Raw genomic sequence first — 26,943 nt, forward strand, 5'->3', positions numbered from 1 at the left:
TTTATCGCCGGCTGTAATGTGCCGAGGACGGACCGGTGGACGACCGAAGCAGGTGTCGGCGACCGCTGAGGACGCCGACCGCGAGACCGGTGAAGTGTGCGATCAGGGCCGTCTGTGGGCCGGCCGTCGCGAGCGTCAGGCCGGCCGCCACCACGAGCAGGAGACCCAGTTGCGCGACCGGACTGACCGTGATCCCGCCCGCGACGAACTCGGTCAGGCGGTTCCCGCCGAGGACGTAGCCGAACAGCGCGAAGACCGCGCCGCTGGCACCGAGCACCGCTGCCCGGTGGTCGAACACGAGCGTCGCGACGGTTACTTCCATCACGCCGGCGACGATCCCGGTCGCGAGGAAGAACGCGTAAAACCGGGCTGGAGAGGTTTTGCGCTCGAGAAACAGGCCGACGACCACCAGCCCGATCAGGTTCGACAGGAGGTGCCCGGGCCCGCTGTGGGCGAAGACGCTAGTCAACAGCGTCCAGGGGTTCTCGCCGAGCGGCCAGGCGAGCGCGAGAGCGTAGGGGTCGACGCCGACGATCGCCAGCAGCATCTGTGCGATGCCGACGACGACGGCGAGGGCAGCCAGCGACAGGGAGGGACTCGAGGGCTCGTCCATACCGGCCAAAGGGTGTGGATCGGAAAAAGTGAGGTGGTCGTGCCGACAGCGCGATCAGTCTCCCGAGCGGATCTTCCGCCCGATTTGCTGGAAGACGTCGTTACAGGCGTCGCAGTTGGCACAGCCGATCTCGCTGCAGTCGATGGCCGCGCCGCAGCGCGGACACTGCAGCCCACGGGAGAGATCGAACTCGAAGTCGCAACTCGGACAGATCATAGGATCACCGCCAGCAGGCCACCGACGCCGAAGGCGACGACCCAGGAGCCGATCCACATCAGTAGCGCGCTCTTTGCGTCCCGTTCCTTGAGGATCATCACCATCGCGAGGATGCAGGGGACGAACAGCGTGATGACGACCAGTCCGACGAAGGTCTCGGCGGTGGTGAACGCCATGTCGGTCATCCCGGCCGCAGCGAAGTCACGCCGGACCAGTCCCAGCAGGAGGACGCGCGCGAACTCCTGGGGGAGTCCGACCAGTGCCGTGACCGGCGACAGCGCACGCTGAATCAGGCCGAACCCGCCGACGTATTCGAGCACCGAGATCGCGATCGCGGTCACGCCGAACAGCGGGATCGCCTCCCGGAGGAACATCTTCGTCCGGTTGTAGGTCTTCCGGAGGATGTTCCGCGGGCGCGGGACGCGCATCCGCGGAAGCTCGGTCACCAGCGGCGTGCTATCGCCGGGAAGCGTCCGGTCGAGGAAGAGCCCGGCGACCCCGAGCACGACCAGCAGGACGCCGAGGTAGCCGAACCACCAGATCAGCCCCAGGCCGGCGAGCAGTCCCATGATGATCCCGAGCTGGGCAGAGCAGGGCACGGCCAGCCCGAGCAGCGCGGTCGAGATGAGGCGCTCGCGGCGGTTGCCGACCATTCTGGTCGTGATGACCGCCATTGTCACACAGCCGACGCCGACGATCATCGGGACGATCGCCCGGCCGTTCAGCCCGATCCGGTTGAGCCCGCGGTCGGTCAGCACGGCCAGCCGGGGGAGCATCCCCGAGTCCTCGAGGATTCCGATCACGAAGTAGAAGGCCACGACCAGCGGCAACAGGACGCCGACGATGTACTGGACGGTGATCGTCAGCAGGCCGAGGTTGCCGTTGATCAGCATGAATTCGACCGGCTCGGCCCAGCCTGCAGCAGGCAGAAGACTCTCGACGGTGTTGTTGACGACCGGGTTGTAGTACTCGCCGAACACGATCGTCTCGAGGAAGCCGACGATCTTCTGGGCGACGACAACCCCGATGAAGTAGAATATTCCACCCAGCATCACGAGCGCGATCGGGGTCCCGGTCAGGGGGTTGAGCATGAGATCGCTGAACCGTTCGGCCCAGGACGAATCGCGCTCCTCGCGAGAGAGGACGCCGCCGACGATGTCTTCGACGCGGCGACGGCGGTGTCCGTAGACGTCTTCGCGCTGGCCGGTCTCCGCGAGCGCCGGGACGCCGCCGTCGGCGACGACCTTGCCGGTCGAAACGCGCTCGGCGGTCGGCTCGTCGCCCTCGACCAGCAGCGTCTTCTCCGCGCGCGTGGCCTCCACATCGTCAGGCAACTCGTCGAACCACCGTTCGATCGAGGTCGACTCGGGCGCGCGAGCCTCGTCGACGCGGTCGCGCAACTCGTCGATCCCCTCGCCGTCGACCGCGACCGTGGGAACGACCGGGACGCCCAGTTCGGCTTCGAGCGCGTCGGCGTCGATGTCGATCCCGTCGGCCTCGGCCTCGTCCATCATGTTCAGCGCGACGACCGTCGGGATCCCCATGTCGAGCAACTGCAGCGTCAGGAACAGGTCCCGGTTGAGCTGGGTCGCGTCGACGACGTTGACGACCGCGTCGGCTTCGAGAACGATCTCGCGGGTCACTCGCTCTTCCTCGTCGAAGCTGGAGATCCCGTAGACACCGGGGGTGTCGGTCAGTTTCGCGTCGCCGAAAGCGGCCTCGGTCGTGTCGACGGTCGTTCCCGGGTAGTTCGAGACGTCGACGTACTGCTCGGCGAGCTCGCCGAAAACGACGCTCTTGCCGACGTTCGGACAGCCGACCAGCGCGACCGTCTCGTCGGCGTCGACCTCGTTGTCGCGGGTCTCGTGACAGCTCATCTATCGGCCCCCGCTCGCGAGATTTCGATCTCGGCGGCCAGATCGGCCCCGAGTGCCATTTCCGTGCCGTTGCGCCTGAGAACGATCGGCCCCTTCCGGAGCCGATGGCGACACTCCACGGTTCCGTCCAGAAAACCGAGCCTGAGCAGGCGCGCCCGGACGTCGTCGTCCGGTACCTGCTCCAGCGAGACGGACTCGCCCGGGGCCGTGTCGGCCAGCACCTCAGTCATTTAGGTCCACCTAACTGAAGATAGCCAACCAAAGGGGTAAAGAAAGGGCGACGGTTCCCAGGCGCTGAAAACAGATATTGACAATTGTGTAGAATTCGGCCAGCCAAAACCATGCGGCAGTGCGGTTTTGTGTACGACAGTGCAAGCAAGATTGTGACGAGTGGCACCTACACGCTGTTGATCGAGCTGCCCGAGTCGGTGACGATCACGTTCGGGGCGGCCGGCGAGCGCGAACTGGCGGCCGGAACGTATGCCTACACCGGCAGCGCGTTCGGCCCGGGTGGGTTCTCCCGGATCGATCGCCACCGACGAGTGGCGAGTGGCGAAAACGACGCGCGCCACTGGCATGTCGATTACCTGCTCGGCCATCCGGGCACGCGGATCGTCGAGGTCGTCCGCTCGGCCGAGGCCGACATCGAGTGTGCGGTCAGCCGGCGTCTGGCCGGCGAGCCGATCGAGGGGGTCGGTGCGTCGGACTGCGACTGTAACAGCCATCTGGTGTACGGCGGCGAGGGCGAAGCGTTTCCGGACGAAGTTCGGCGGACACACGCGAGTGCGCGAAACGATTGAGTTCGTAGAACGACTCGAGACCTAAGACGGCTTTCGTTCGCCGGAAATCGTTGCGAGGGATCGCGTCGCTACTCTCGAATTAGTCGCCAGAGAAGTAGTCCTGGGAGGATTCGAACCTCCGTCGAGGGCCCCAGAAGCCCGCATGATTGGCCACTACACCACAGGACTGCATTCGACAGAATGCCGTGGGTTTACTAAATGTTGTCGCTTTCTTCTGGGGTAACTACGAGGCGCTCGTAGTGTTCTTTCCGATGGCAATTCGCGCAGAGAACGACACACTTCTCGACTTCTGCGCGTATATCCGACTCGGGTTTGCCATTGGCAATCATTTCGCTGACACCTGCGTATTTCTCCGAGACGTGATGAAACTGCAAACACACTGGATCGGTCTCCGAGCAACGCTGACAGCCACGCGTGCGCTTGTACTCGTAAGCCCACTGCCGGAGCCGTTCCACTCTAGTCTGAGGCCCTTCCACCATCACGTGCGCCTCTGGCGCTGAAACGTGTTCTTTTGCGTGGCAATTTGCACACAGAATCTCACATTTCTCCATTTCGGCCTCGATATCGGATTTCGAGTATCCGTACGGGATCATCTTGTTGACGGCCATCTCCTTGTCCCCACTCGATAGGTGATGGAAATCAAGACAGGCCGGGTCAGACTCGGTGCAGTTGCGACATCCGTCACTGTTGGCTTTTCGCTCGTGTATCCACTCGCGAAGGCGCGCACGGCGTTTGAGGGTCCGTTCGGTATTCCACTCCCGGTTTTTGTAATGCCAGCGTTGATATCTCGTGAGGTCTTCCCAGATGAGTTCGTCTGGAAGATCGACGTCATCCGGTTTGGGCTGGACGCGGGATCCGTGCGAGTCATACGTCTCCAGCCCCGCCGCTTCCTTCGCGTCGTTCCAACCGCCCATCACGCGCTGAATCGTGCCCGAGGCAGGAGTTAGCCCCAACCCCTCGTACTGGGCTTTCGTCGGAGACTCGCCCAGCGCCTCGGCGGCTTCCCGCAGCGCATCGACACACTCGGACTCGGTGGTCACACCACACGTTGTGCCGTCTTCCGGGATAAAGAGATGGGACGTACCCGTTTCCGATGAGATAGCTCGGAAAACACAGTCTGGACCGTCTTTCGGCATTCTATATACACGATAATAGAGGTCTTAGCAAACGCTATTCCGCACCCCTTCGTCTCGGCAGATATGACCGATAATGTCAAACTCGGTTTCGTCTGTGTCCAGAACGCGGGTCGAAGCCAGATGTCAGCCGCGTTCGCGCGCCGAGAATGGGACCGACGAGGGCTGAACGGGGATGTCCAAATACTCACCGGCGGGACCGACCCCGCCGAAGAGGTCCATCCGGAAGTCGTCGAGGCGATGGCCGAACTCGACATCGATATCTCCGACCGCCAGCCCCGGGCGGTCTCGACGGACGAACTGAACGACTGTGACGTCGTCGCCACCATGGGCTGTTCGACGCTCGAACTCGACGCCGACGTCGACGTCCGCGACTGGACCTTGGAGGACCCACACGGCAAAGACGTCGAAACCGTCCGCGAGATCCGCGAGGAGACCGAGGGTCGGGTCACCGACCTCTTCGAGGAGTTCGTCGAGGCGTAGCTGATTCGAGGTCCAACAAGCCCTGATTGCCGGTCGCTCTCGCGAGCGCCATCGAGCGCGATCACGAGCGCGGTCGCCCGCCTCGTGGTCCGGTACGTGCGCCACTTGCCCTCTTTGCGGCGGGTCACCAGTCCGGTTGAGCTTCGACAGCGCGTGGCTGATCGCCCTGTCGCTGACGTTGAGCAGCGGCGCGAACGCACGGTGCGCGTCAGAGCACAATCCTCACGATCGATTCTGTTTCAATAGTTTTTGAAACCATCAACTATATGTGGGTCTGCGTTTTAGATTGATTTGAAATGGTGGTCGCACCGTGACGCCGATCGACGTGCTCGTGCCGATAATACGGGCCGGAATCGACGAGACGCTGTCGTACCTGACGCTGCACGTCATCACGTGCCTGGTGCCTGCGTTTTTCATCGCGGGCGGGATCTCCGCGGTGTTGTCGGACCGGTTCATCGAGAAGTATTTGAGCAGCGACGCACCCAAGCTTCAGGCGTACTCCATCGCGTCGGTGTCGGGAGTCGCGCTGGCGGTGTGTAGCTGTACGATCCTCCCGATGTTCGCCGGCCTCTACAAGAAGGGCGCGGGGATCGGTCCCGCGACAGCCTTCCTGTTCTCGGGCCCGGCGATCAACGTCCTGGCGATCGTGTTCACCGCCCGCGTGCTCGGGTTACCGCTGGGCGGCGCGCGAGCGTTCTTCGCGGTCGCGATGGCCGCCGGGATCGGCCTGACGATGGCGCTGGTCTTCGGGAGTGGCGACGACAGCGAGTCGCCCGAGGGGCAGACCGTCGCCACCGACGGGGGCCAGATCGTCGCCGAGCGCGACCGCCCCCTCTGGGTGACGGGCGGCTTTTTCGGCAGTCAGGTCGCGATCTTGCTGATCGCCGCCACCGGCCTGCTCACCTGGGCGGTCAAGGCCCCGCTGCTCGCGCCGTGGTTCGCACTGCTGGGGTACCTGCTGTACACGCAGTTCGACCGCGACGTGATCGACGAGTGGCTCCAGGAGACGTGGTTCTTCACGAAGGCGATCTTCCCGCTTTTGATCGCCGGGACGTTCGTCATCGGCATCATCGGCGCTATGGCCGCCATGGCTCAGGGAATGGGGCCGCTGGAGACGGTCACGACCGACGCCGGCGAGACCTTTACCGCCCATCAGGTCGCACCCGGGTTGTTGACCCAGGGAATATTCGGCGAGACGACGCTGCTCTCGTCGGGCTTGGCGTCGGTCATCGGCGCGGTGCTGTACATGCCGACGCTCCTTGAGGTTCCCATCATCGGGTCCCTGTTTGGCTACACCAACGGCCTGATGGCCGACGGGCCGGCGCTGGCGTTGCTGCTTGCGGGCCCGTCGCTGTCGCTGCCGAACATGCTGGTTATCTGGAAGACTATCGGCACCAAGCGGACGGCCCTGTACATCAGCCTCGTGGCGGTTTCCGCGACCGTCGCAGGGCTGATCTGGGGGCTACTGATCGTCTGACGTATCGACCTATAACCAACACACACCACACAACACAACCCATGAAAATCGAAGTCATCGGACCTGGCTGCGCCAGGTGCAAGAAGACCGCACAGAACGTCAACAAAGCGCTTGAGACGCTTGACGGAGAGGTAGAAGCAACCGTCGAGAAAGTCGAAGCACAGATGGAGATCATCGACCGCGGCGTGATGCACACGCCCGCGGTCGCCGTCGACGGCGACGTCGCAGTCGAGGGCGAGATCCCCGACGTCGATCAGCTTGTCGACCTGTTCGAGACGGCCTAGGGCCGCTTTCCCCGGCGGTTCGACTGCGTGGATGCACACACTGATTTGTGTGTACGTTCTATCCCCACACACCAACCATGTCCTCACAATCGAACGACTACCGGGTTTCACCGGAGACGATGTCGGATCTGGAGTCGATGGCCGCGACCTGTAACGTCGAGAGCGCCCGGGATATCTTCCAGGCGCTCTCTGACGACCGACGTCTCACGATCATGCGGCTGCTCGGCGAGTCGGAACTCTGTGTCTGTGACATGGTCGAGCTGTTCGACATCGAGTACTCGAAGCTCTCCTATCACCTCAAGAAACTCAAGGAGGCGAACCTCGTTGAGGCGGATCGGGAGGGCAACTACGTGACATACCGGCCGACCGAGCACGGGGAGGACGTCATCGAGATCGTCCGTAGCATGTGCTGACAGTTTCGGCACGGACGGGCGTACTCGCAGGACCGCTGGTACTGCAGCGAGGTGCGTCACTGTATACCACGACGCTCCGGGACCGATACGACCATGTCAGCGGCGCGAGCACGGACAGACATGTACGTCGGACGATTCGTGATCGTCGGGCCCGAGGTCGGCGCCTATCGCGTCTCCTCGCGCTCGTTTCCACATCGCCAGGCTGTCGACCGCGACGGCACCGTTACGATCGAACCCACGCCGGACGCACCGCCGTCGGACAACCCCTATATCTCGTATAACGGGTTGCGCGTGACCGAGAACGGTGCGGTCGTCGGCAACGGCAGCCACGTCGACCCCATCGCCGAGAAACTGCAACTTGGCTATCCAGCGCGAGACGCACTCGCAGAGCCGCTGCTGGCGCTCGATTTCGAGAAGGACGACTACGACACCCCGCGCATCGCCGGCATCGTCGGGCTGGACGACGACCCCACGGCCGAGGACGCCGTGATCGGGACGGTCCGTCGGGATGCGCTACTCGTCGAGGAGGTCACCGAACCGACGCTGGTCGCGACCTACGAGAACGACCGCCCCGAAGCGTTCGATTTCGAGGCGGGCGACGCCGCCGGGGCCGCCCGCGAGGCCTACGATTTGGACTTCGAGCACGCCGTCTGTGCGGCGGGCGTCGCCGTCGACGGCGACGGCTTCGAGACGGCGATCGTCAACGAGTAGACGGGATACGCGTCTCGCGTGTCACGCCCGCGTTTCCGCCGGCAGCGACGCCAGAAAGTGCGAGAGGTGCAGCCGATCGTCGGTCCCCTCGACCAGGTCAAAGTCGATCTCGCCGGCGAGTTGGTGGACCCGGGCGAGTTGCCGCCCGGTGTAGCGTGATCGGGCGGTCCGCAGGATCGCCTCCATCAGCTCGGCACCGCTGTAGCCCTCGTCGACGAGCAGGTCGTCGAGCGTCGAGCGCGCGTCGTCGAAGCGCCCCTCTTCGGCGGCGACGAGCATCGCTTCGACGTCGTCGTCGGCCTCGACCTCGCCGAGTACCTCGTAGGCCGCGTTCATCGTGATCTCGCCTTCGGCCTCGGCGGTGGTCTGGGCGCTCAACACGGCCGTCCGGACGTCGCCGTCGGCGTAGCCGGCGACGTACTCAAGCCCCTCCTCGTCGTGGTCGACGCCTTCGGCTTCGACGATCCGTTCGAGGACGGCGACGAGTTCCTCGTGGGTCGGCGCGCGCACGGGAACGGGGAAGCAGCGCGAGCGGATCGGCGCGATCAGCGTGCTGGGCTGGCGCGTCGCGATGACGAACTGCGTGGCCTCGTAGTACTGCTCCATGACCCGACGCAGCGCCTGCTGGAAGTCCTCGCGCATCGACTCGGCGTTGTCCAGCAGGATCGTCTTGTAGTTCCCGCCGACCGGCGTGTAACTGGCCGACTCTTTGAGCACGTAGTTGATCATCTCCCGCTTTGGGAGGTCGCTCTTGCCGGCGAGAAACGACCGAAACCGGGGGTCGTTCTTGATCTCGGTCTTCGAGCGGTCGAAGAAATCGGCGACGTTGAGCTCGATGAAGTCGTTCTCGGCACCCTCGTGTACGTCGGCCGCGAGCGCTCTGACGGCGGCGGTCTTGCCGGCCCCTTTCGGTCCGTGAACGAAGAGGTTCATCGGTTCCTCGCGGGCGCGTTCCACGCGCTCGCGCACCGTCCCCTGGGGCAGGTCGTCGATCGCCGGCGCGTGCGTCTCGGTCCACAGCGGCCCGTCCATCGGGTCGGCGTAGGCGGGCGGCGTTGAAGTATCCTGCGAGCGACGGGCGGGCGGGTCGAACGACAGATCCCAGTCGGCAGGCGTCGACCCGCAGGAACCGACTGCGATCGGTCCCGGAAGTCGAAGAGCGTATGAACCAGCCAGCCTACCTGACGACCAATGAGTGCCGACGAGACCCACGAGAACGCCGAGCAGGACGTCATCGCGGTCGACGCCGAGGACAACGAGCAGGGGCTGGTCAACCGACTGGATTCCCACACCGGCGACGGGATCCGCCATCGCGCGTTCACCGCGCTGCTGTTCGACGGGGACGGGAACGTCCTGCTGGCCCAGCGCGCCCCGGAAAAGCGGCTGTGGAACACCTACTGGGACGGGACGGTCGCCTCCCACCCGCGGGAGGGACAGACCCAGGAGGAAGCGACGGAGATCCGCCTGGAGGAGGAACTCGGCGTCACGCCGGACCAGTACGAGAACCTCCGGGTGACCGATCGCTTCGAGTACAAGCGCTACTTCGAGAACGCGGGCGTCGAACACGAGGTCTGTACGGTGTTGCAGGCGACGCTGACCGACACGACGCTCGATCCCGATCCCGAGGAGGTCGCCGGCCTGCTGTGGGCTCCCTACGAGCGCCTGCAGGACCATCCCGAGCAGTACCGCCAGCTTCGGCTCTGCCCCTGGTTCGAAATCGCGATGCGCCGCGACGCCGACTAGCGATTTCACCTCTTTCTCGTTCGAGTGGATAGCGACGTTGCTCAGACCAGTCGCCACTCGGTCCGGCCCTCGTCGGGGCTGTCGACGGGCTCGATCACGTCGCGGCGTTCCATCTCCTTGAGGACTTCCCCGAGGCGGTCGGGCTGGGCGATCTCCATCTCGATGCGCTCGATCCCGTGGTACTCCCGCAGTGCCGCGCGGATGTCTTCCCGGTCGAAGGTCTCGGCGTCGGATTTCTCCATCACGCCCGAGACGAGATCGACCATGTCCTCGACGAAGTTCCAGGGGTAGACGATCCAGGCCCACTGCTCGAGGCGCTCGCCGACGAAATCGGGTTCGAACTCGCTGGTGCCAAGCAGTTGCAGCGTCGCCGTCCGGACGGCGCCGGGGTCGCGCTCGCGGACGTATTCGGCGGCGTGAGCCATCGACTGGCCGGTGTCGGCGATGTCGTCGACGATTAGGACGTCCTTGCCCTCGACGGACCCTTCCGGCATCGGGTAGCGCACCTCGGGCTCGTCGCCCTTGGCGGCTGCGCCGACGTAGTGTTCGATCTTCAGGCTCGTCAGGTCGTCCAGCCCGAGGAAATCACAGAGCGTGCGCCCGGCGAACCAGCCGCCGCGGGCCAGCGCGACGACGACGTCCGGCTCGAAGTCGTCGGCCTTGACCTCGTCGCTGACCGCCCGCGTGAGGCCGTAGATGTACTCCCAGTTCGTGATCGTGCAGGGGAACTCCTCCGGCAGGTCGCTCATCCGGTAGTCACCGTCCGAACGATTGCTCCGACCGGCCATTAACCCGGCGGGTTCGAGCGGGAACGCCAAACCGTTAACCGGCCAGCCCACCCACCGACAGCCATGGACACCCGCGACGCATACCTCGTCGACGCGTTCACCGACGAACCGACCGACGGCAACCCCGCCGGTGTCGTTCCCGAGGCCGAGGACCTCGACGCCGACCAGATGGGAGCGATCGCGAACGAACTCGGGGCCAGCGAGACGGTCTTTCTCCGGGACAGCGACGGCGCCGACCGCCAGCTCCGGTATTTCACCCCCGAGACGGAGGTCGATCTCTGCGGGCACGCGACGATCGCGGCCCACGCGTGGCTGTACGAACACGGCGTCATCGGGGCCGGCGAGCATACCGTCGAGACGGCCGTCGGCGTCCTCGACGTCCGTGTCGAGTCCGACGGCACGGTCTGGATGTCCCAGAACGACCCCACAGTGGTGGAACTGGACGCGGACGCGGCGCAGGTGGCCGACGCGCTGGGGATCGAAGCCGACGCGATCAGGACGGTCGGGTTGCCGATCGCGCGCACCTCGACGGGCCTGCCCTTTCTCGCGGTGCCGGTCGAGTACTTCGCGCACCTCTCGTCGATGGAGCCGGACATGCGCGCGATCGAGCAACTCTGTGCGACGCACGACGCGACCGGGATCTACGCGTTCACCTTCGACACGCTCGAGGGCGACTCGACGCTGCACGGGCGGATGTTCGCTCCCGGGGCGGGCGTCGAAGAGGACCCGGTCACCGGGACCGCCAGCGGCGCCGTCGGGGCCTATCTCGCCTATCAGGGGGCACTGGAGGAGACGACGGACATGGTCTTCGAGCAGGGCCATTTCCTGAATCGGCCGGGGACGGTCTCGGTCAGCGTCGGTCCGACGGTCGAGGTCGGCGGACGAGCTGTCACGACGCTCGAGGGAACGGTCGTCGTCCCCGAGAGCGACGACGACGAGATCATCGAAGTGTGATACTGGTGGCTATACGGTCGGAACGATATCTGGCACGACGGCGTGCCGGATCATTTCGAAATGGTATCGCCACCAGTACGGGCCCGGATCGGTCGACGGTCGGCCGAGTTCTCAACGGTTTATCGGACGAAATCGACCGATAGCGCAACTCCTATACGGAAGAAAGACAAACGTGTGACCAGTATGCAGCGGCTCGAGTCGGCGCCGCAGGACTTCGATCGGGTGCTGTCCTCGATGTGCACCGAGCCACATCCGGCGGCCCGACAGGCGGCCGAGCGGTTTCTCGCGACGAATCCGGGCGACCCGGAGACCTACCGGACGGTCGCCGATCTGGAGCGCGACGCCGTCGAGTTGCTCGGGACGGTGACCGGCCTGCCCGAACCAGCGGGCTACGTCACGAGCGGCGGGACCGAGGCGAACATCCAGGCCGTGCGGATCGCGCGCAACCGCGTCGAGACCGACGACCCGAACGTCGTCGTGCCGACACATGCTCACTTCAGTTTCTGGAAGGCGGCCGACCTCCTGGGGGTCGAACTCCGGACCGTGCCGGCGCGCGACCACCGCGCGAACACCGACGCGGTAGCCGAGTCGCTCGACGGGGATACCGTGCTCGTCGTCGGCGTCGCCGGATCGACCGAGTACGGTTACGTGGACCCGATACCGGAACTGGCCGAGCTGGCCCACGACGCCGGCGCGCTCTTTCACGTCGACGCCGCGTGGGGCGGGTTCTATCTGCCCTTTACCGAGCACCGGTGGCACTTCGGTCACGCGGACATCGACACGATGACGATCGACCCTCACAAGGTCGGGCAAGCCGCAGTACCAGCGGGCGGGTTGCTCTCGCGATCCCCGACACTGCTTGATGAGCTGGCGATCGACACGCCGTACCTCGAATCGACCGAGCAGATCACGCTGACGGGCACGCGCTCGGGGGCCGGCGTCGCCAGCGCCGTCGCGGCCATGGAGGCGCTGTGGCCCGACGGCTACCGCGAGCAGTACCGCCGCTCGATGGACAACGCCCGGTGGCTCGCCGACGAGCTGGCCGAGCGGGGCTACGACGTGATCGAACCGGAACTCCCGCTGGTCGCCGCGGACGTCTCCCAGTCGCTGGTCGAGAAACTCCGCGACCGGGGCTGGCGCGTCGCCCGGACCGGATCGGACGAACTCCGGGTGGTCTGTATGCCCCACGTCACCCGGTCGATGCTGCGGTCGTTCGTCGCGGATCTGGACTGGTACTAGCGCCGAGCCGAAACCGATACGTTTTATCAACCCGTCCGATCCAGTGACTACCGTGTCCGTCGAACTGGTCCCCGTCCTCGCGAGTGGCACACTCGAAGGGCTCTACGCGACGATCGAAGGTGCAATCAGGACAGCGACGGGGCCAGTCGGGCTACTCCTGATCGGGGTCTACTCGTTTCTGATCGCGTTCGTGCTCCCGCTGCCCAGCGAGATCGTCCTGGCTCCCGCGAGTCACATGAACCTCGGGCTACCGACGGAGGCGAACGTGGCACTGATCGTCCTCGTCAGCGGGCTCGGCAAGGCGGCCGGCAGCGTCTTCGCCTTTCACATCGGACAGGAGGCCAAGCAGTCGGGCCCGGTCATCCGGTTCGTGCGTCGATCGCGGTTCGACATCGTCAGCTGGTCGGAAAAGAAGACGGTCGAGCTCGCCCAGAAGTACGGCTACGTCGGCATGGCCCTGGCGCTGTCGGTCCCGGGCTTTCCCGACACGATCTCGATCTATGCCTTCTCGGTGCTCGAGACCGATTACTACCGCTTCGCGGCGGCGACATTCGCCGGCAGCGTCGGCCGGCTCGTCGTCACGATCGCGGGGTTCGCCAGCGTGACGGCGCTGCTGTGACGCTCGTCGGGTTCGCCAGCGTGACTGCACTGTTGTGACGGGTTTTCTGCCGAGAACCGCGCCGTGATATCCTGTCACTCAGATACACTTATTGTCTCGGTCGTCGTCTAGAGCGCATGCAGACTCGTCGCATCTCCTCGCAGTCGGTTCTCGGAGCGCTCGTGATCGTCATCGGACTCGCACTACTGGCGGAAACGACAGGCTATGCCGACGTCAGCGTCTTCTGGACGTACGTCCCGTCGCTGTTCGTCCTGCTGGGGCTGTTCGCGCTGGTCGCCAGCGGGTTCCGGAACGTCGTCGGTCCAGTGGCCGTGATCGCCGTCGCTGTCGCGTGGCAACTCGTCGCGCTTGATACGGTCGGTTGTAACGATTTACCGGTACGATCGCATACCGGGTGCGATCGACCCGGAACAGACTTACAACCGACCGTATGAGTATCTCACCGCCGAGGAAGTCATTCAGCTGTGGCCGCTCGCGCTCGTCCTGTTCGGGCTGTCGCTCGTGCTCGGACAGTATCGGTCGCAGGTCCAGCACGTCGACGGATCGTACATCACCGGGCTGGGCGTGTTCGGTGACACCGAAAAGCGGGCGTCAAAGCTGTTCACCGGCGGGTCGCTGACGGCGCTGTTCGGCGGAGCCACCCTGGATCTGCGCGACACGACGCTCGAGGGCCGTCCCGTGACCGTCACGGCGACGGCCGCGTTCGGCGGCGTCGACCTCATCGTCCCCCGCGAGTGGAACGTCGCCCTCGACGTGTTGCCGATCTTCGGCGGGGCGAGCGACGATCGACTCCGGGCACAACACCAGCACGACGACGTCGATCTGATCGTGACCGGGTTCGCTGTCTTCGGCGGCGTTGCCGTCAAGGACTGATCGATTCCATCCCGGTCACACGGATCGGCTCACTGTGATTGCTGTACCGGTGCGACCGCACCACTTCGTGCGGTCGACCCGGAAGGGACGTACAGTAATCAGTATGTTGCCGAGAGCGTGCCGACTGTCGCTCCGTTACGATTTCCGAAAATCGGTTTCGAGGTTCGTAATCTTTCGCCGGGCTTATTACGATGTGCGGACTCCGGTGGGACAATGACAGACGACGAGAGACCGACGATCCTGCTGATCGGGAGCGGCCCGATCCAGATCGGACAGGCCGCGGAGTTCGATTATTCCGGCGCGCAGGCGTGTCGCGCGTTGCAGGAAGAAGGCGCGCGGGTCGTGCTGGTCAACTCGAACCCGGCGACGATCATGACCGATCCGGAGATGGCCGACAAGGTGTATCTGGAGCCGATCGAGACCGAGCCCATCGCCGAGATCATCCGCAAGGAGCAGCCGGACGGCGTCATCGCCGGGCTGGGCGGCCAGACCGGACTGAACGTCACGGCGGAACTCGCCGAGGAGGGCGTCCTCGAGGAACACGACGTCGAGGTCATGGGCACGCCGCTCGAGACGATCTACGCGACAGAGGACCGCGAGCAGTTCCGCGACCGGATGCACAAGATCGACGAGCCGGTCCCTCAGTCGGTCACCATCGGGAGCATGGATGAGGTCGAGGACGCCGTCGAATCGGTTGGCGGGCTGCCGGTCATCATGCGCACGACCTACACTCTGGGGGGCGCGGGATCGGGCGTCATCGACAACATGGACGAACTCACGGAGGCCACCAGGAAGGGGCTGCGCCTCTCGCGGAACGACGAGGTAATGATCACAGAGTCCATCGACGGCTGGGTTGAACTCGAATACGAGGTGATGCGCGACGCCGACGACTCGACGATCATCATCTGTAACATGGAGAACATCGATCCGATGGGCATCCACACCGGCGAGTCGATAGTCGTCACGCCCAGTCAGGTCATCCCGGACAAGGGTCACCAGGAGATGCGCGACGCCGCGCTGAAGGTCATCCGGGAACTCGGCATCGAGGGCGGGTGTAACATCCAGTTCGCCTGGCACGACGACGGCACGCCCGGCGGCGAGTACCGCGTCGTCGAGGTCAACCCCCGTGTCTCTCGTTCCTCCGCTCTCGCATCGAAGGCGACCGGCTACCCGATCGCCCGCGTCACCGCGAAGGTCGCGATGGGCAAGCGCCTCCACGAGATCGAAAACGAGATCACCGGCGAGACGACCGCCGCCTTCGAGCCCGCGATCGACTACGTCGTCACGAAGGTCCCGCGCTGGCCCAAAGACAAGTTCCGCGACGTCGAGTTCGAACTCGGGCCGGCGATGAAATCGACCGGCGAGGCGATGGCGATCGGTCGCACCTTCCCCGAGAGCATGCTGAAGGCGCTTCGCTCCAGCGAGTACGACCCGGCCGCCGACTGGACGGAGGTCGACGACGCGACGCTCGAAGCGGAGTATCTAGAGCGCCCAACCCCGGACCGCACCTACGCCATCTTCGAGGCGTTCGACCGGGGTTACTCTGTCGAGGAAGTCGCTGCGCTGGCCGACATCAAGGAGTGGTATCTCGAACGCTATCAGGAGATCGCCGAGGCCGCCGAGGCCGCCGCCGAGGGCGACTTCTACACCGCCGGACAGGCCGGTTTCACCGACCAGGAGATCACCGCCATCGCCGGCGGCGAGTTCAACGACACACACCGGTCGTGGCTCCCCGCAGAGATCGAGGTCGAGGAAGGCGACGAGGGGACCGAGGCGGCCGCCGACGGCGGGAGCGAGGCGACTTCGTCGCCCCGACAGGACGGCGGTACCACCGCCGTTCCCGAGGAAGTCACCGTCGAGACCGTCGAGGCCGAGACGACCGACCGGGACTTCAAGCTGGTCGACACCTGCGCCGGGGAGTTCGAGGCGACGACGCCGTACTACTACTCGACGCGTGACCCGCTCTCGGGGATCGATCGCGACGAACTGCTCGTCGACCGCGAGGTCGAGAGCGTCGTCGTGGTCGGGGGCGGCCCGATCCGTATCGGGCAGGGCGTGGAGTTCGACTACTGTTCGGTCCACGCCGTCCGTGCGCTGCGTGAGATGGGCATCGACGCCCACGTCGTCAACAACAACCCCGAAACTGTGTCGACGGACTACGACACCTCTGACGGCCTGTTCTTCGAGCCGATCACCGCCGAGGAAGTCGCGGACGTCATCGAGGCGACCAACGCCGACGGCGTGATGGTCCAGTTCGGCGGTCAGACCTCTGTCGACATCGGCCACCCCCTCGAGCAGGAACTCGAGCGCCGCGAGCTTGACTGCGAGATCATGGGCACCAGCGTCGACGCGATGGACCTCGCGGAGGACCGCGACCGGTTCAACCGCCTGATGGACGACCTGGGTATCGCCCAGGCAGAGGGCGGGTCGGCCACCAGCGAGGAGGAAGCGATAGAACTGGCCCGCGAGATCGGCTATCCCGTCCTCGTGCGCCCCTCCTACGTGCTGGGCGGGCGCGCGATGGACGTCGTCTACAACGACGAGGACCTCAAGACTTACATCGAGGAGGCGGTCCGGGTCAGCCCGGACAAACCGATTCTCGTCGACGACTTCCTGGCCGACGCGGTCGAGCTGGACGTCGACGCCGTCGCCGACGGCGAGGACGTGCTGATCGGCGGCGTCATGGAACACGTCGAGACCGCCGGCGTCCACTCCGGCGACTCCGCCTGCATGATCCCGCCGCGCAGTCAGGAGATCAAGGCGGTCATGCCCCGCATCCGCGAGGTGACCGAGCAGATCGCGGACGCGCTGGACACGGTCGGGCTGCTGAACGTCCAGCTTGCGGTCCGTGACGGGACGGTCTACGTTCTGGAGGCGAACCCCCGCTCGTCCCGTACCGTCCCGTTCATCTCAAAGAGCACTGGCGTCCCGATCGCGAAAATCGCCGCGCAGGTCATGGCCGGCACGACCCTCGAGGAACTGGACATCCAGGAGCAGATCCCCGATCAGGTCTCGATCAAGGAGGTCGTGTTGCCGTTCGACCGCCTGCCCGGATCCGACCCGCGCCTCGGCCCGGAGATGAAATCGACCGGCGAAGTCATGGGCACCGCCGGCAGCTTCGGCAAGGCCTACCAGAAGGCCCAGTCGGCCGTCGGCAAGCCGATCCCGCTCGAGGGGACGGCGCTGGTCGACCTGCCGGTGCTGGGCTACGAGGAGCACTTCGAGACGCTCGATCTCGAAGACTTCGAGGACACCGACGCCGTGGTCGAAGCGATCAGAAACGGCGAGATCGACCTCGTGCTCTCACGGGAACGCGACATCCTCGAGGCCTGCGTCCAGGAGACCGTGACGTACTTCTCGACCATCGAGAGCGCCGAAGCGGGACTCGAAGCGATCAACAGCGCCGACGAACCGCTGAACGTGCAGGCGATCGGCGACCGCCCCACCGACCAGCGCGAGTGGGGACGGTAGTCACGGGGATCGGACGGACACCCGACGACTTTTGAGTTCCCGTTCGGCGTCAGTTATCGTCTCCGCGACGGTCTCGAACGCCTCGACAACCGGACTGTCAGGATAGGCGTCACGCACCGGCTGCCACGTGCGCTGGGCTCGGGCGGCGTCGCCGTGACGTTCGATCGTGACCGTCGGTGCGCCGATCGCCCGTTCGAGCCGGTTGGCGATCACCTCGTCACCGGCCGACTTGTTGAGCACGGCCGAGACGACCGGCGTCTCGAGTGCCCGCGCCAGCTGGCGAGTCCGGAGCGCACTCGACAGTCCCGCACGCGTCGGCACAGTCACCAAGACAGCGCCGTCGGCACTGAACAGCTGAGAGCCGACGTCTGCGCCCATGCCAGCGGGACAGTCCAGAATCACCCGTCCGTACCGGCGGTCGAGCGGACCGACGATGTCGGCGATCCGCTCCAGATCGGCGGCCCGCGCCCCCGCGAGCGTCCGACCGCAGGGGAGCACGTCGACAGTGCCGACTCGTTCGACAGCATCGACCGGCGACGCGCGCCCGGCGAGCACGTCGTGGAGGTCCGGCCCGCGTCCCCACGGCAGGTCCGGCGTCGTGAGATCAGCGTCGACGACGACGGCGTCGAGTTCGCGGGCGAGGTTCAGCGACACTGTCGACTTCCCGACGCCACCCTTGCCGCCACACACGGCCAGAATCATGACTCCTCGCCGAACAGCTCCGCCGGCGGTTCCCACCCGCCCAGTTTCGCGACGACGGCCTCCGGGTCAGTTTCGTCGACACCTACGCGCCGTGTCGCTGTGACTTCGACCGGCCTGTGCCCCGGAACGTCGGGGAGCGCAACTGGACTCGCGAAGCCGACGCCGCGTGTCCGTCCCGGCAGGATCGTCCCTGTCCAGGTGTCGTCGTCCCAATCCGGCGTATCGACGACGCCGGTCCGTGGCGGCCAGATCGGCCCCTCGAGCGCGCTCCGGAGAGTGACTCGCTGGGGCGTTCGCCGAGTGTTCGACACTCGAACCGAAACGAGGGTCACGCCGTCGCGCCTGCTGGCGTCCGACTCGATCGAGACCATACGGCTACTCGCCGCGTGTTCGTATATAAATATGGACACGGCTACTGGTGGCCGCGGTTGGTTCCGGGAGGGAGTATACGTTTGCCGGGTCGTGCAGAGGCTCCGTGGTCGACACATCTCGACTCCTCGTCGACGGTGCCGCCGAGCCGACGCTCCGGCACGCGCTCGCGGAAGCCCGCGACGCAGTCGTCGAATTCGCAACCCCGGTAGAGATCGTCGTCTTTGTCGATGCCGGGACAATCGAACCCGGCGCCGTCCGAGCGGCCGTAGAGACCCCGGTCGGAGTGGCAAACCGGTACAGCACGCGTCACCGATACAGCGAGAGATACAGCATCGCGAACCCGACGATGAAGGGGATCGTCTCGGACGCCTGGAAGAAAATCCGGACGAGTTCGACCGTTTCGGTCATCCAGCCGATCTGGGTGACGACGTTGCTGACGGCCACGCCCATGCTGATGAACGCGAACCCGATAAAGGCGTACTGGAGTCGCTCGGTCCTCTGTGACCGGTAGGCCTGAAAGCTGATGACCGTCAGCCCCAGCGACAGACCGAACAGCGTGAGACGGAGAAGCATCAGTACGCCCTGCGCAGCCCAGATGGTGAGATCCGCCATACAGTCCCGTGGGATAGAGACCTACTAAGGCATTTTCATCGCACTTTCGAACGGCTGGATAGAAATCACGATCTGTCTGCACGAGCGAGGTCCGCGGACCCGTCACTCCGCGCCGAGTTCGTCCCAGAGCTGGCTGAACCGGTCGGGCAGGTTCTCGGTGCGGTAGATCCGCACCTGATACTGATCGTCTTCCAGCGAGATCACGGTACTCTCGAAGTTCGACTCGAAGACCTTGTAGTGGTTGCCGTCCTCGGCGACCAGCGTCCGATCGGAGATCAGATCGTACTCCTCGAGCATCTCGATGCGGCGATATACCGTCGGTAGCGAGAGGTCACACTCCTCGCTGAGTTCCTTCGCGGACTTCGGCTCGCGGCTGACAGCCGCGAGGAGGCGCCGAGCGTGCTGGTCCCCGATCGTATCCAGAATCTCCTCGATGCTTCGGTCGTCCTCTGGCACTACTCGCTAGTTCTCACGGGCGGTCAAAAAAGGCTTGTTAGTCGCGGCTCGACATCGGGTCAGCTTCTTCTCACTGCGAAAACGCTGACCGGGGATTAAGAGCTATCCGGTCATTTCGCCGGATGGATCGGATCCGGCCGCCACTGGCCGTCTCGAGCGCTCGTTTCCACATCCCCCCAGGTGTCGTCGTGACGGCTGTTAATCCGAACGCCAGAACTGGCGACCCGGAGCCGATCCACCGGCGTGTGGCTCCACGCCGGGACTCTTCCGAAACGGTCACACAGCTCGCTCATACTGGTGGCTATACGAACGATATCTGTCACGACGGCGCGTCAGATCATTTCGAAGTGTTACAGCCACCACTATCAGTTCGATCTGACCGCCGACAGCGCACGCTCTATCGACTCGGCCGTCACCTCGCCGACGCCCTCGACGGACTGCAACTCCTCGAGCGAGGCGTCCCGGATCGCCTCGACGCTGCCGAACTGTCCCAGCAGTCGCTTGCGCGTCTCCGGGCCGACGCCGGGTACCTCGTCTAGCGGGGTCGAGACGTCGTCTCTCAGCGTCTGGTGGTACTGGACGGCGAAGCGATGGGCCTCGTCGCGCACCCGCTGGAGCAGGTGCAGCTGCGGCGCGTCGTCGGGCCAGTGCTCGACGCCCTCGGGCGTGACGACCAGTTCCTCGGACTTGGCCAGCGCGACCGCCGGCACGTCCCAGCCGGTTTCCGCCAGCGCGTCGCGCGCCGCGCCGAGTTGGCCCTCGCCGCCGTCGATCAACAGCAGGTCCGGATCGGCCCGATCGTCGCGGCCCTCGATCGCGCGTTCGGCCCGCCAGCGCACCAGCGACCGCATGTTGGCGTAATCGTCGTTTCGATCGGGGAGTCTCTTCCGTCGGTACGCGGCCTTCTCGGGACTGCCGTCGACGAAGGTGACGTCGCTGCCGACCGCCGATCGGCCCTGCGCGTGGCTCACGTCGAAGCCCTCGATGCGCTCGGCCCGGTCGAGCCCGAGCGCGTCGGCCAGCGCGGCCGTCTCATCGCGGTCGCCGCCGCGTCTCCGGGCGTTTTTCAGCGCCAGATCGACCAGCGTCGCTTCCCGGCCCGCGCCGGGAACCCGGAGATCGACGCCCTCCCGATCGAGCCACGAGCGCAACTCCGCGTCGTCGGGTCGGTCTGACAACAGCAGGGCGTCCGGGAGATCGCGCTCGGCGTAGTACTGGGCGACGAACGCGCCCAGCACTGCGCCCGCGCCCTCGCCCTCTGGGTAGTTCAGGCGGTGGCGCTCGCGCTCGACCAGCGACCCGTCGACGCTCTGTAAGCGCGCGACCGTCGCCCGCTCGCCCTCGACGGTGACGCCGAGCACGTCGACAGTGCGCTGTTCGCCGGTCGCCGTCGCGACGGCGTCGCTGCTCTCGGCGTGGAGCGACTCGACGGCTTTCAGGCGGTCCCGGAGGTTCGCGGCCCGCTCGAAGGCCTCTTGCTGGGCGGCCTCGTTCATCTCCCGGCGGATCGGGTCCGCGACGACGCCGGTCTCGCCCTCGAAAAAGCGCTGTACGGTCTCGCAGTCGGCACGGTAGTCGGCCTCGCTGATCTCGCCGGTACACGGCGCGGTGCACAGCCCCATCTCGTAGTCCAGACACGGTCGGTCGCGGTCGGCGTACTTGTGATCGGAACACCCGCGAAGCCCGTAGGTTTCCCGGACGGCTTTGAGGACGGTCTCGAGACGGCCCTTATCGGTAAACGGGCCGTAGACGGTCGCGTTCTCGTCCGGATCGCGGGTAATCTCGATCCGCGGGACGGGATGGTCGGTCAACTGGACGAGCGGGTAGGACTTGTCGTCTTTCAGCCGGACGTTGTAGCGGGGCTGGTGGCGCTTGATCAGGTTCGCCTCAAGCAACAGCGCCTGGGTCTCGGTGTCGGTGACGACGGTGTCGATCGTTCCCGCACGGTCGACCATCTGCCGGATGCGCTCGCCGCGGGGATCGGCGTAGGAGCGCACTCGATCGCGCAGGTCGACCGCCTTGCCGACGTACAGGACTGTCGCGTCCTCGCTGTCCCCGCCGAGAAACCGGTACACGCCCGGTTCCGTCGGGAGATCGCCCGCCCGCTCGCGCACCGCCTCGGCGTCCATCGTCGGCCCTAGCGGCGACGACGGTTTGGTCCTGTCGGATCCACTCCCGTGGCGGACGGGGACGATCCGCTCGTGGCTACGTGTCCCCGGTCGATCCCGGTCGGATCGCGCTGTCCAGTCTGTCGACGACCGCCTCGGCGTCAGACTCCGGCGCGGGCAGGCTGATCGACTCGTCGTCTTCGGCGAGGTCGACCACGAGCGAGCGCTCGCGCGACCAGAGGTAGACGCCGAACGGGACGATTGCAAACAGCAACAACAGCGCCCCGGTAAGCTGCATGAACTCCCCGAGGTTCCGGAGGATCGAGATGATCTGCTCGAACAGCCCCAGCACGCCGCCGATCCCGAGTTGTCCCGTCGATTCCGGCATCGCGACGTCCGAGAGAACCGAATCGAGCGGCACCAGTAGCCCCGCGACGATCAACACCAGCCCGTAGACCGTCGCCCGGACGGCGTACCCGAGAAACCGTGAGTCGCCGTTCGACTCGACCGAGACGCCGGTCACGTTCGGTCGGTCGGCCTGCTGGAAGTTCTCCCCGTCCCGTTCGGGCGTGAACGCGAGCACCCGGTGGCTCGTGACGGCGACCGTCGCCGTCCCGACCTCGAGGCGCTCCTCGACGGTTTCCCCCTCGTAGAGCAGGTCCTCGATCCGCTCGCTCCAGCGGCTCATCGGCTCACCGTAGCACGGCCCCGATCAAAACGATAGGGGATCGGGGGCGGACGCCAGCGGTCGTCGCCTCGAACCGTGATATACAATCGTCTGCCCGCCGAACGTCCGCTCATGTCAGAGACGGTGCGGTGCTGGCTGGTCGAACGCGACTACTACGACGAGGACCTGGTGACGCTCGTCTACGCGACGCCGGACGGATCGCGCCATCTCACCCAGCAGCTCTCGACGGCGCTGCTGAGCAAGAAGCCGCCGACGGCTGCCAAGGACGTCGAACCCGACCGGCTCGAACCCGTGGCCGACGAGGAGACCCGAACGCGCTACGCGACCGAGGCCGAGCGGATGGTCGACCGCCACGACCCCGACGACCGGGTGTGATGGCCTTGATTCGCCGGCCGAGAGCGTCCCATTCACAATCCTCTTGACGACGTGTCCCCACGGTTCGGGTAATGGTTTCGACGCTGACGCTGGTGATCGCGGGGGTGTTGCTCTACACTGTCGTCGCGATGGGGCTTCGACAGCGCGGGGTGCTCCCCGAGTTCGTCCACGTTTCCGGCCCGCTGACGACGATTCACACGCAGCGCGGCAAGCGGTTTCTCGATCGGCTGGCCCGACACGAGCGGTTCTGGCGCGCCTGGGGTAACCTCGGACTCGGGATGGCGCTGGTGTTTCTCATCGGGCTGTTTCTGGTCGTCCTGCTGTCGGCCTATCAGAGCCTGCTCCAGCCGGCGGCCTCGGCGATCCAGGAGCCACAGAACGCGCTGGTCATCCCCGGTGTCAACGAGTTCCTGCCGCTGTCTGCCGCCCCCGAGATCGTCTTCGGGCTGCTCGTCGGGCTGGTCGTCCACGAGGGCGGGCACGGCCTGCTCTGTCGGGTCGAAGACATCGACATCGAGTCGATGGGGATCGCCCTGCTGACGGTCGTCCCGCTCGGCGCGTTCGTCGAACCCGACGAGGAGGACCGCAAACGGGCCGGCCGCGGCGCACAGAGCCGGATGTTCGCCGCCGGCGTCACGAACAACTTCGCGATCACCGTGATCGCGTTTGCCCTGCTGTTCGGGCCGGTGACAGGGTCGATCGTGGTCGCGAGCGGCGTCCCGGTCGGCGGCTCCATGCAGGATTCACCGGCGCGCGTGGCCGGGATCGACGGGGGCGATCGGATCGTCTCGATCGCCGGGGTCGACGTCGATTCGTCCGCCGACGTCGACGCCGTGCTGGCCAATCACACCGAACAGAACGTGACGGTGACGACCGGTTCCGGGGAGTCGGTGCCAGTCAGTCGCTCGGCGCTGGTGACCCGCGCGCTCGCGGGCGGGCCGTTCGCGATCGACGCCGGGGCGACGATCGCCGCCGTCAACGGCACGACCGTCGATACCGAAGCCGAGTTCGCCGCCGCCGTGGCCGACCGGCCGACTGCGCGGCTCACGACCGCCGACGGATCGGACGTGACCGGCCCGATCGGTGCCTACGCCAGCGCGGTCGACGAGGGCGGCCCGCTGGCCGATGCCGGTGCACCTGCCGGCGAATCGATCGTCGTGACCCGCGTCGACGGGACGCGCACCCCCGACGCCGAGGCGATGCAGGACGTGCTCGCCGAGCTCGACCCCGGGACGACCGTCTCGGTCGAGGCGTCCGTCGACGGATCGGTCGACCAGTACAACGTCACGCTGGACGAAAACCCCCGTACCGACGGCGCGCTCGTCGGCGTTCTGGGCGTCCAACCCGGATACAGCGGGCTCGTGATCGACGACTTCGGGATCCAGGTCTACCCCGCCGAGTCGTATCTCGCGGCCCTGTCCGGTGACGGCGCGCTCGGCGGGATCGGTCAGGGCTCGCTTGCGACCGTCGCCGTGACGCTGCTGGTATTGCCCTTTGCGGCCGTCGCGTCACCGTCGCTGGGCTTTAACTTCGCCGGCTTCCTCGATCCGATCACGAGTTTCTACGTCGTGCAGGGACCGCTCGAACCGCTCGGCGGCGGCGTGTTCCTGCTCGCGAATCTGCTGTTCTGGACCGGCTGGATCAACTTCAACCTCGGGCTGTTCAACTGCATCCCGGCGTTCCCGCTTGACGGCGGGCACCTCCTGCGGTCAAGCACCGAGGCGATCCTCGCGCGGACGCCGCTGAACCATCGTCGGCACGTCCGGACAGTCACGATCTCGATCGGACTGATCATGGGTGTCAGCCTGATCCTGATGCTGTTCGGCCCACAACTCCTTTCCTGAAACGAAAGGTATTTTCCTGAAAGGCAAACGTCCTTATGCCCGCGTCCCAAAGTGGCGACGATGACTACAGAGCGACGGGACGCGCCCCCCACGGCGGAAGGGTGGTATGTGCTGCACGACGTTCGGACGATCGACTGGGCCGGCTGGGCGGAGGCCGCCCAGCGCACGCGCGACCGGGCCATCGAGGAGGGTATCGAGTTTCTCCAGTCGGTCACGGCCGTCGAAGACGCCGACGCGGGCGACTCGATGGTCGTCTCGATGCTGGGACACAAGGGCGATCTCATGATCGTCCACATGCGACCGACACTCGCGGATATCGACGAACTGGAGCGTCGGTTCGAGCGCACGCCACTGGCGTCGTTCACCGAACGGGATCGGTCCTTTGTCTCCGTGACCGAGGCCTCTGGCTACTCCGAGCGCGGCCGGGAGTTCATCGAGGGCGATCTCGACGATGACTCGGGGCTGGCAAGATATATGCGCTCGCGGCTGTATCCCGAGATTCCCGAGAAAGAACACGTCTGTTTCTACCCGATGGACAAGCGACGCGATCCCGAGTACAACTGGTACGATCTGCCATTCGAAGAGCGGGCCGAGCATATGGACGCTCACGGCGACATCGGCCGCGAGTACGCCGGGAGGGTGACCCAGATGATAACCGGCGCGATCGGCATGGACGACTGGGAGTGGGGCGTCACGCTGTACGCCGACGACATGACCGACGTGAAGGACCTGCTCTACGAGATGCGATTCGACCCCTCCTCCTCGAAGTTCGCCGAGTTCGGCCCCTTCTGGATCGGCCGGCGCTTTGACCCCGCCGATCTGGACGCCCTGCTGGCCGGCGAGCTGCTCTCGACCCCGTGGGAAGACGCTGCGGGCGACCACTCGGGACACGGCCGCCCGCCGGCGACGCCCGAGGACGCCGCGGAGGGGCACGGCGAGAACGGGCATCCGCACGAGGATAGCGAACACTCACACGGCGACGACGAGAGTGACGACCACCCCGATGGCGACGAAACGGACGAGCATCCGAGCACGGGCGGCGGTCGGCCGGCGACGACCGATTCCTGGAGCGAGGCGATCGCCGAGATCGACGACGTGACCGCCCGACTCGCCACTGCCGGCCTCCACGAGGGCGAGGACTACACGGGAGAGGCGTACGCGCTCGTCTTCGAGACCGACCGCGACGCCGCCGACCTGGCTGACGAGGTCGAGGGGCTGGCCTCGAACTTCGATCACTACGACACCCACGTCACGACGGCGGTCCGCGCCAGCGGCGGCCACACCTATCTGGTGAGCCTCTGGGCGACCGAGGACGCCGCGCAGACTGCCTCGGGATTTCTGACTGATCTCGACGGCATCGACACCGGCGCGCGCGGCTGGGCGGGCGAGCCACGGGGCGAGACGGGCGACGGCGCGAGCGGGCCTGCCGGGACGGACGAGGACACCGACATCCGGTCGCAACTGGCCAACCAGGGGATCTACGCCGGTCAGCCCCACGGCGAGGACGTCTACGCGCTCGTCGTCTACTCCGAGGCGGACCTCGACCGTCTGCGCTCGGCCGTCGAGGATCTGCGCGCGTCCTTCGATGGCGACGATCACGTCAAGACGGCCGTTTACGACGACCCCGACGACGAGGTCGCGGCCGTCGTCAGCCTCTGGGCGGACGAAGCCGCCGCACAGCACGCGAGCGGGGACCTCGAGTCGGTCCCCGGCGTCGTCCGAAAGGCGGGCGAAGGAGAGGGGTTCGGCACGATGGGGATGTTCTACACGGTCAAACCCGACTATCGCGAGGCGTTCGTCGAGACCTTCGGGACCGTCGGCGAGCAACTCGCGACGATGGACGGCCACCGCGAGACCGCGCTGCTGGTCAACGACGACGACGAGAACGACATGTTCATCGCTTCCCGGTGGGACGACCGCGAGGACGCGATGGCCTTCTTCCGGTCGGATGACTTCCGAGAGACCGTCCAGTGGGGCCGCGAGATCCTGGCTGACACGCCGCGACACGTCTTTCTGGCCTGATCACGATGCGGTAGGCCGCCATCCGGTCCAAAGCGAGAAGAACCTGGAGCTATGACGGACAGGTGTGACG

The 26,943-nt window shown here is 65.8% G+C and carries 29 protein-coding genes, 1 tRNA gene and 1 pseudogene; 16 read left to right on the forward strand and 15 right to left on the reverse strand.

Annotation, left to right across the window (positions count from 1 at the left end):
* Nucleotide 1 precedes the first annotated feature (1 nt).
* Genes HSR122_RS01030 through HSR122_RS01045 form a run of 4 tightly spaced genes read right to left on the reverse strand, consistent with a single transcriptional unit; the run spans nucleotide 2 to nucleotide 2,936 of the window.
* The gene (locus tag HSR122_RS01030) at nucleotides 2-613 is read right to left on the reverse strand and encodes a rhomboid family intramembrane serine protease (protein WP_229110811.1); all 612 of its coding nucleotides are present in this window, start codon (nucleotides 611-613) and stop codon (nucleotides 2-4) included.
* Between the two features lie 54 nt (nucleotides 614-667).
* Nucleotides 668-829 (reverse strand): hypothetical protein, encoded by a 162-nt coding sequence (locus tag HSR122_RS01035; protein ID WP_229110812.1) that lies wholly within the window; start codon nucleotides 827-829, stop codon nucleotides 668-670.
* Nucleotides 826-2,706, reverse strand: a complete 1,881-nt coding sequence (gene feoB, locus HSR122_RS01040) for a ferrous iron transport protein B (protein WP_229110813.1) — start codon at nucleotides 2,704-2,706, stop codon at nucleotides 826-828. The genes HSR122_RS01035 and feoB overlap by 4 nt, the downstream gene beginning before the upstream one ends.
* On the reverse strand, nucleotides 2,703-2,936 hold the full coding sequence (locus HSR122_RS01045; RefSeq protein WP_229110815.1) for a FeoA family protein: 234 nt from the start codon (nucleotides 2,934-2,936) through the stop codon (nucleotides 2,703-2,705). Before HSR122_RS01045 ends, feoB begins: the two co-directional genes overlap by 4 nt.
* Nucleotides 2,937-3,047: 111 nt before the next feature.
* On the opposite strand from HSR122_RS01045, the gene HSR122_RS01050 reads away from it, so the two are divergent.
* Complete coding sequence (locus HSR122_RS01050; RefSeq protein WP_394355536.1) at nucleotides 3,048-3,506, forward strand: GIY-YIG nuclease family protein; 459 nt, start codon at nucleotides 3,048-3,050, stop codon at nucleotides 3,504-3,506.
* Nucleotides 3,507-3,601: 95 nt separating this feature from the next.
* Here the strand turns inward: HSR122_RS01050 and HSR122_RS01055 are convergent.
* A tRNA-Gln gene (locus tag HSR122_RS01055) sits at nucleotides 3,602-3,674 on the reverse strand.
* Between the two features lie 26 nt (nucleotides 3,675-3,700).
* A complete protein-coding gene (locus HSR122_RS01060; RefSeq protein WP_229110818.1) occupies nucleotides 3,701-4,546 on the reverse strand; it encodes a homing endonuclease associated repeat-containing protein in 846 nt (281 codons plus the stop codon).
* 159 nt (nucleotides 4,547-4,705) lie between these two features.
* Here HSR122_RS01060 and HSR122_RS01065 point away from each other — a divergent pair, with 159 nt between their 5' ends.
* Nucleotides 4,706-5,122, forward strand: coding sequence for an arsenate-mycothiol transferase ArsC (locus HSR122_RS01065; RefSeq protein WP_229110819.1), 417 nt, complete (start codon nucleotides 4,706-4,708; stop codon nucleotides 5,120-5,122).
* Nucleotides 5,123-5,163: 41 nt separating this feature from the next.
* Here the strand turns inward: HSR122_RS01065 and HSR122_RS01070 are convergent.
* Nucleotides 5,164-5,314, reverse strand: a pseudogene (locus HSR122_RS01070) (ArsR family transcriptional regulator); the annotation flags it as partial.
* A 118-nt stretch (nucleotides 5,315-5,432) separates the two neighbouring features.
* Here HSR122_RS01070 and HSR122_RS01075 point away from each other — a divergent pair.
* The 4 genes from HSR122_RS01075 to HSR122_RS01090 all read left to right on the forward strand — a co-directional run bounded on the left by HSR122_RS01075 (nucleotide 5,433) and on the right by HSR122_RS01090 (nucleotide 8,007).
* The gene (locus tag HSR122_RS01075) at nucleotides 5,433-6,599 is read left to right on the forward strand and encodes a permease (protein ID WP_229110820.1); all 1,167 of its coding nucleotides are present in this window, start codon (nucleotides 5,433-5,435) and stop codon (nucleotides 6,597-6,599) included.
* 41 nt (nucleotides 6,600-6,640) lie between these two features.
* Complete coding sequence (locus HSR122_RS01080; RefSeq protein ID WP_229110821.1) at nucleotides 6,641-6,883, forward strand: thioredoxin family protein; 243 nt, start codon at nucleotides 6,641-6,643, stop codon at nucleotides 6,881-6,883.
* Nucleotides 6,884-6,960: 77 nt separating this feature from the next.
* Nucleotides 6,961-7,296, forward strand: a complete 336-nt coding sequence (locus tag HSR122_RS01085; protein ID WP_229110822.1) for an ArsR/SmtB family transcription factor — start codon at nucleotides 6,961-6,963, stop codon at nucleotides 7,294-7,296.
* Between the two features lie 120 nt (nucleotides 7,297-7,416).
* A complete protein-coding gene (locus HSR122_RS01090) occupies nucleotides 7,417-8,007 on the forward strand; it encodes an IMP cyclohydrolase (protein ID WP_229110823.1) in 591 nt (196 codons plus the stop codon).
* A gap of 21 nt (nucleotides 8,008-8,028) precedes the next feature.
* On the opposite strand, the gene HSR122_RS01095 is transcribed toward HSR122_RS01090, so the two are convergent.
* Nucleotides 8,029-9,039 carry an AAA family ATPase gene (locus HSR122_RS01095; protein WP_229110825.1) on the reverse strand — a complete coding sequence of 337 codons (1,011 nt, stop codon included), beginning with the start codon at nucleotides 9,037-9,039 and terminating at the stop codon, nucleotides 8,029-8,031.
* A gap of 159 nt (nucleotides 9,040-9,198) precedes the next feature.
* On the opposite strand from HSR122_RS01095, the gene HSR122_RS01100 reads away from it, so the two are divergent.
* Nucleotides 9,199-9,750, forward strand: a complete 552-nt coding sequence (locus HSR122_RS01100) for an isopentenyl-diphosphate Delta-isomerase (protein ID WP_229110826.1) — start codon at nucleotides 9,199-9,201, stop codon at nucleotides 9,748-9,750.
* A 41-nt stretch (nucleotides 9,751-9,791) separates the two neighbouring features.
* Here HSR122_RS01100 and HSR122_RS01105 read toward each other — a convergent pair whose 3' ends face one another.
* Entirely contained in the window at nucleotides 9,792-10,499 is a 708-nt protein-coding gene (locus tag HSR122_RS01105; RefSeq protein WP_229110828.1) for a phosphoribosyltransferase, read from the reverse strand.
* A gap of 102 nt (nucleotides 10,500-10,601) precedes the next feature.
* Between HSR122_RS01105 and HSR122_RS01110 the strand changes: the two genes are divergently transcribed.
* The 6 genes from HSR122_RS01110 (at nucleotide 10,602) to carB (ending at nucleotide 17,694) form a co-directional block, all read left to right on the forward strand.
* Nucleotides 10,602-11,492, forward strand: a complete 891-nt coding sequence (locus HSR122_RS01110) for a PhzF family phenazine biosynthesis protein (protein WP_229110829.1) — start codon at nucleotides 10,602-10,604, stop codon at nucleotides 11,490-11,492.
* 183 nt (nucleotides 11,493-11,675) lie between these two features.
* On the forward strand, nucleotides 11,676-12,731 hold the full coding sequence (gene mfnA / locus HSR122_RS01115; protein ID WP_229110830.1) for a tyrosine decarboxylase MfnA: 1,056 nt from the start codon (nucleotides 11,676-11,678) through the stop codon (nucleotides 12,729-12,731).
* Between the two features lie 52 nt (nucleotides 12,732-12,783).
* Entirely contained in the window at nucleotides 12,784-13,350 is a 567-nt protein-coding gene (locus HSR122_RS01120; RefSeq protein WP_229110831.1) for a YqaA family protein, read from the forward strand.
* 116 nt (nucleotides 13,351-13,466) lie between these two features.
* Nucleotides 13,467-13,784, forward strand: coding sequence for a LiaF transmembrane domain-containing protein (locus tag HSR122_RS01125; protein WP_229110832.1), 318 nt, complete (start codon nucleotides 13,467-13,469; stop codon nucleotides 13,782-13,784).
* Nucleotides 13,699-14,223 (forward strand): LiaF domain-containing protein, encoded by a 525-nt coding sequence (locus HSR122_RS01130; RefSeq protein WP_229110833.1) that lies wholly within the window; start codon nucleotides 13,699-13,701, stop codon nucleotides 14,221-14,223. The genes HSR122_RS01125 and HSR122_RS01130 overlap by 86 nt, the downstream gene beginning before the upstream one ends.
* A 213-nt stretch (nucleotides 14,224-14,436) precedes the next feature.
* Nucleotides 14,437-17,694: a carbamoyl-phosphate synthase large subunit gene (gene carB, locus HSR122_RS01135; RefSeq protein ID WP_229110836.1), complete on the forward strand. Its 3,258-nt coding sequence runs from the start codon at nucleotides 14,437-14,439 to the stop codon at nucleotides 17,692-17,694.
* Here the strand turns inward: carB and HSR122_RS01140 are convergent, their stop codons facing one another.
* The 6 genes from HSR122_RS01140 to HSR122_RS01165 form a co-directional block, all read right to left on the reverse strand.
* Nucleotides 17,695-18,396, reverse strand: coding sequence for a MinD/ParA family ATP-binding protein (locus HSR122_RS01140; protein WP_229110838.1), 702 nt, complete (start codon nucleotides 18,394-18,396; stop codon nucleotides 17,695-17,697).
* On the reverse strand, nucleotides 18,393-18,767 hold the full coding sequence (locus tag HSR122_RS01145; protein ID WP_229110839.1) for a DUF7857 domain-containing protein: 375 nt from the start codon (nucleotides 18,765-18,767) through the stop codon (nucleotides 18,393-18,395). The genes HSR122_RS01140 and HSR122_RS01145 overlap by 4 nt, the downstream gene beginning before the upstream one ends.
* A 307-nt stretch (nucleotides 18,768-19,074) precedes the next feature.
* On the reverse strand, nucleotides 19,075-19,380 hold the full coding sequence (locus tag HSR122_RS01150; RefSeq protein ID WP_229110840.1) for a DUF7521 family protein: 306 nt from the start codon (nucleotides 19,378-19,380) through the stop codon (nucleotides 19,075-19,077).
* 102 nt (nucleotides 19,381-19,482) lie between these two features.
* Complete coding sequence (locus HSR122_RS01155) at nucleotides 19,483-19,836, reverse strand: ArsR/SmtB family transcription factor (RefSeq protein ID WP_229110842.1); 354 nt, start codon at nucleotides 19,834-19,836, stop codon at nucleotides 19,483-19,485.
* 365 nt (nucleotides 19,837-20,201) lie between these two features.
* Nucleotides 20,202-21,965 (reverse strand): excinuclease ABC subunit C, encoded by a 1,764-nt coding sequence (locus tag HSR122_RS01160; protein ID WP_229110843.1) that lies wholly within the window; start codon nucleotides 21,963-21,965, stop codon nucleotides 20,202-20,204.
* A gap of 76 nt (nucleotides 21,966-22,041) precedes the next feature.
* A complete protein-coding gene (locus HSR122_RS01165) occupies nucleotides 22,042-22,632 on the reverse strand; it encodes a hypothetical protein (RefSeq protein ID WP_229110845.1) in 591 nt (196 codons plus the stop codon).
* 111 nt (nucleotides 22,633-22,743) lie between these two features.
* Here HSR122_RS01165 and HSR122_RS01170 point away from each other — a divergent pair, with 111 nt between their 5' ends.
* The 3 genes from HSR122_RS01170 (at nucleotide 22,744) to HSR122_RS01180 (ending at nucleotide 26,873) form a co-directional block, all read left to right on the forward strand.
* Complete coding sequence (locus HSR122_RS01170) at nucleotides 22,744-23,007, forward strand: hypothetical protein (protein ID WP_229110846.1); 264 nt, start codon at nucleotides 22,744-22,746, stop codon at nucleotides 23,005-23,007.
* 71 nt (nucleotides 23,008-23,078) lie between these two features.
* Nucleotides 23,079-24,851, forward strand: coding sequence for a site-2 protease family protein (locus HSR122_RS01175; RefSeq protein ID WP_229110847.1), 1,773 nt, complete (start codon nucleotides 23,079-23,081; stop codon nucleotides 24,849-24,851).
* 60 nt (nucleotides 24,852-24,911) lie between these two features.
* Nucleotides 24,912-26,873 (forward strand): heme-binding protein, encoded by a 1,962-nt coding sequence (locus HSR122_RS01180; protein WP_229110849.1) that lies wholly within the window; start codon nucleotides 24,912-24,914, stop codon nucleotides 26,871-26,873.
* The last annotated feature ends 70 nt before the right edge of the window (nucleotides 26,874-26,943 follow it).

This window comes from Halapricum desulfuricans (assembly GCF_017094525.1).
GTDB classification, from domain to species: Archaea; Halobacteriota; Halobacteria; order Halobacteriales; family Haloarculaceae; genus Halapricum; species Halapricum desulfuricans.